Genomic DNA, 3,698 nt, shown 5'->3' with positions numbered 1-3,698 from the left:
GGTCAACCCCTCCTCCGGCGCCTACGGGCTCGTCCAGGCGCTGCCCGGCTCCAAGATGGCCTCCGTCGCCGCCGACTGGCAGACCAACCCGGCCACCCAGATCAAGTGGGGCCTGAACTACATGAACACCGCCTACGGCAGCCCCTGCCAGGCCTGGGCGTTCTGGCAGGTCCACCACGCCTACTGACCGGCACCCCCGGGCCGGGGCAGGGCCGTGGCCTCCCAGAGCACGTGCAGGGTGGCCGGCTTGCGGAACACCAGGCCGTGCGGCGCGGCGGGCCGTCGCGGGTCGAGCCGGAGGCCGGGGAGGCGTTCGAGGAGGCGCTGGAGGGCGATACGGGTCTCCAGGCGGGCCAGGTGGGCGGCGAGGCAGTGGTGCGGGCCGTGGGCGAAGGCCAGTTGGAGACGGGCCTCGGCACGGCGGACGTCGAAACGGTCCGGGTCGGAGAAGACCGCGGGATCACGGTTGGCGCCCGTCAGCGAGACGCTGACCAGGTCGCCGCGGCGGACGGCGGCCGGTCCCACGACGGTGTCGCGGGTGGCGTAGCGGTCCACCACCGCCGCGCCGGGCTCAAGGCGCAGCGACTCCTCGACGGCTCCGTCCAGCAGTCCGAAGTCCGCTCGCACCAGGCCGAGCTGGTCGGGGTTCTGGAGCAGGTGGAGCAGCGCGTTGGTGATCATCGCCTCGGTCGTCTCGATGCCGCCGAACATCAGGACCGCCGCGTTGGACGCCACTTCGGGCAGGTCAAGCCGTTCGGCGGCGGCGACCAGGAGCGAGGAGGCGTGCCGGTCGGCGACCGTGGCCTCGACCGCGGCCCGCAGCTGTGCGTACGCGGCAGGCCCGGCCGGGCCTGCCGCCAGGCCCGCAGTGATGTCCGAGACCGACCGCACGATGGCGTCGTACCAGGACAGGACCGTGTCGGTGGTCGTCCCGACCAGTCCGAGGGCCTCGGTGACGACGGCCACGGCGAGCGGGCCGGCGAAGGCACGGCGCAGTTCGGCGGTGCCCGCCGCCTCCAGTCCGGCGAGGAGACGGTCGGTCTCCCGTTCTATGAACCCGGCGAACCCGTCGTGCACCCTGCGGGGCCGGAAGGGGGCCGCGAACGGGTCCCGGTGGCGGGCGTGCGCCGCTCCGTCCAGGGACAGCATGCTCGGCCCGACGACCTGGGCGGTGGTGAAACGGGGGTCGTCGACGGTGAAGGTGGCGGAGTCCCGCATCACGTCGAGCGCGAGGTCGCGGCGGGTGACCAGCCAGCCGTTCAGCTCGGGCAGCCACGACACCGGCTCGTGGGTACGCAGCAGGGCCAGGCGCGGGTGCGGATCCCGGGCGAGTTCGGCGAGCGTGGTCGAGGCGCCGAGAGGGAACGCGGCACGGGTGCTCGGCGCGGCGTCCGGCCCGGACGAGGGAAAACCGTTCACGCGCCATCGTAACCACGGCACTTCGCCCGTCGGGTGACCGGCCTGCCCCCGCCCCTGCGCCACCGACGGCGCCGGGGCGGGGTGGCCTTCGGCGTGCCGCCGTGGTCAGGGGTTCTCGGGGGTGCCGTCCTCGATCGACACGGTCACCGGTGTGCCGGTCTCGATCGTGCGGCTGACGGTGCACAGGCGGTCGTGGGAGACGGCGATCGCACGGGGCAGGATGGCGCGGGCGCGGTCGCCCGCGGCTCCCTCGGGGAAGGCGACGTGGAAACCGACGGCGAGGTCGGTCATGCGGTTGCCGTCCCCGTCACCGACCTTGTGGCCGCTGACGGTGACCGTGAAGACGGTCGGTTCCGTGTGGCGGCTGGTGGAGACGTCGACGTCGGCCGCCGTACAGCCGCCGATCGCGGCGAGCAGCAGTTCCACCGGGGTGAACTCCGTGCCGTCGCCGGTGCCGAAGGCGATCGTGCCGCCGCGCGCGTTCGTCGCGGTGTAGCGACCGGTGGCGGTGCGCTCGACCGTCACGCGCCGCAGGGATTCTTCGCTCATGCCGAGAAACCTAGGTCAGCCTCGCCGTCAACGCAGGATGTTGACGGCCCGTGCCACCACCAGGACCACCGTCACCAGGGAGACCGAGGACTGGAGCATCATCAGCATCTTGGCCCAGCGCGACAACGGCATCACGTCGGTCGGGCTGAAGGCCGTGGAATTGGTGAAGGACAGGTACAGGTAGTCCAGGAAAGCCGGTTCCCAGTCCGCGGGCGCGGTCTCGGGGCTCTGCATCTGCACGAAAAGGAAGTCCGCGTACTGCTGCCGGCCGCGGACCCGCGCCATCGGTCCACCCCGGTCCCACTCCCAGTACCAGAGCGCGAACACGATCACGTTCGTCAGCCAGATACCGCCCCCCGTCAGCAGCAGGGGACCGGCCTCCTTGCCCTCGGTGCCGTTCACGAGACCCAGGACCAGCCGGACGGCCGCCCAGCCGTTGGCTAGGCTGATCAGGCCCATCAGGGCCAGTCCCACCAGGCGCAGCCAGCGGGTACGGGGCTCCACCCGACGCGGGTTGCCGGCGATCAGGCCGGCCAGCAGCACGAACTCCAGCACCGGCAGGACCCAGTACGGCTGGAAGGCCAGGCGGTGCGGCAGCATCAGCTGGAGCACCACGGCGAGAAGGATGACGGCGGTCACGGCCCACCGGGGCTCGCCCTGGGTCGCCCTGCGCCACGCGGGCACGACGTCGCGCCCGCCGTCCTCCAGCCGCCGCTCGATCCTGGCCAGCCGGTTCTCGGCATCGCTCATACGGTCGTTCATGCCGTTCATTCTCCCAAAGCGGCTTCCCGGCGGGCCGGTTGTGTTTTCGGTAAGGGAATTTCATCGGACGCTCAACTTGCCTCCTGAATGGCGGAACCGCGGCCGCCGTATTCCCGTGAGAACCGCGCTGAACCGAATGAGACAAGGAGAAAAAGCCATGTCCTTCGCGAAGATCACGCTGGCCAAGAAGGCCAAGAAGAAGGAAGTGGGGTGTGCCGCCAAGGAGGCGCACCACAAGCACCACCACAAGAAGCACCACCGCAAGCACAAGAAGCACGCCAAGTAACGCGACCGCCGGACGGCACCGGGGCCGGGCCGCCTTCCCCCGGGAAGGCGGGCGGTCCCGGTGCCGTCCACGGAGTCAGGGAGTACCGGCCGGTCATGGCTGACGCCACACTGTTCGACCTGTCCGCCCCCGCCCGCCCCGCCGCTCCCGCGGCCGCCCCGGTGCGCACGCGCCACGCCCGGCTCTCACCGTGGGCGGCGTTCCGTGCGTTCTGGCCCCTGGTCAGCGGCAACCGCGCCGCCGTACTGGTGTCGGCGCTGCTCCTGATCGTGTCGGCGGGGTGCGACGCGGGTGCGATCGGTATCGCCGGGCAGCTCACCGACGACGTGCTGACGCCCGGCGACCTCGGTGCCTTCTGGGACCCCGCGATCCTGTGGCTGGCGCTCGCCGCGGCGGGGGCCGTCGCCTCCGCGGCCGGCGGCTGTCTGGCGGGGTGGACCAGCGAGCACTTCCTCCTCGGCCTGCGGGACCGGGTCTTCCGGCATCTCCAGCAGTTGCCGCCCGACACCCTGGCCCGCTACGGCACCGGCGACCTCGTCTCCCGTCTGACCGGCGACGTCGAGGCGGTCGAGACGCTGGTGGCGTCCGCGCCCGTGGAACTGCTCACCTCAGCGGTCAGTGCCCTCGTCTTCGCCGCCGCCGCCCTGCGTACCAGCTGGCGGCTGGCCCTGATCACGTTCGC

Annotated in this window: 5 protein-coding genes and 1 pseudogene; 3 read left to right on the top strand and 3 right to left on the bottom strand. The window is 71.9% G+C overall.

Annotated elements, in window-relative coordinates; all coding sequences use genetic code 11:
* A pseudogene (locus ABZ646_RS42665) lies at positions 1–187 on the top strand (lytic transglycosylase domain-containing protein); the annotation flags it as partial.
* Here ABZ646_RS42665 and ABZ646_RS42660 read toward each other — a convergent pair.
* The 3 genes from ABZ646_RS42660 to ABZ646_RS42650 all read right to left on the bottom strand — a co-directional run bounded on the left by ABZ646_RS42660 (position 181) and on the right by ABZ646_RS42650 (position 2,730).
* Entirely contained in the window at positions 181–1,419 is a 1,239-nt protein-coding gene (locus ABZ646_RS42660; RefSeq protein ID WP_360532028.1) for a cytochrome P450, read from the bottom strand. The pseudogene ABZ646_RS42665 and the gene ABZ646_RS42660 overlap by 7 nt on opposite strands.
* Positions 1,420–1,524: 105 nt before the next feature.
* Positions 1,525–1,968, bottom strand: coding sequence for an OsmC family protein (locus tag ABZ646_RS42655; RefSeq protein ID WP_360532025.1), 444 nt, complete (start codon positions 1,966–1,968; stop codon positions 1,525–1,527).
* A gap of 27 nt (positions 1,969–1,995) precedes the next feature.
* Entirely contained in the window at positions 1,996–2,730 is a 735-nt protein-coding gene (locus ABZ646_RS42650; RefSeq protein WP_360532022.1) for a hypothetical protein, read from the bottom strand.
* Positions 2,731–2,887: 157 nt separating this feature from the next.
* Between ABZ646_RS42650 and ABZ646_RS42645 the strand changes: the two genes are divergently transcribed.
* Together ABZ646_RS42645 and ABZ646_RS42640 are read left to right on the top strand one after the other, a co-directional pair.
* Positions 2,888–3,016 carry a hypothetical protein gene (locus ABZ646_RS42645; RefSeq protein WP_276207598.1) on the top strand — a complete coding sequence of 43 codons (129 nt, stop codon included), beginning with the start codon at positions 2,888–2,890 and terminating at the stop codon, positions 3,014–3,016.
* Between the two features lie 95 nt (positions 3,017–3,111).
* Positions 3,112–3,698: ABC transporter transmembrane domain-containing protein (locus tag ABZ646_RS42640; RefSeq protein WP_360532018.1), on the top strand; the 587-nt coding region annotated here is incomplete at its 3' end.

Source organism: Streptomyces sp. NPDC007162, from assembly GCF_040634175.1.
Taxonomy (GTDB): domain Bacteria; phylum Actinomycetota; class Actinomycetes; order Streptomycetales; family Streptomycetaceae; genus Streptomyces.
The sequence above is the reverse complement of the archived record's forward strand: the minus strand, read 5'-3'. Positions and strand labels throughout refer to the sequence as shown.

Bases quoted from the DNA above. Each gene is read 5' to 3' on its own strand.
- ABZ646_RS42655 (WP_360532025.1), bottom strand. From the start codon at position 1,968: ATGAGCGAAGAATCCCTGCGGCGCGTGACGGTCGAGCGCACCGCCACC.
- ABZ646_RS42650 (WP_360532022.1), bottom strand. From the start codon at position 2,730: ATGAACGACCGTATGAGCGATGCCGAGAACCGGCTGGCCAGGATCGAG.
- ABZ646_RS42645 (WP_276207598.1), top strand. From the start codon at position 2,888: ATGTCCTTCGCGAAGATCACGCTGGCCAAGAAGGCCAAGAAGAAGGAA.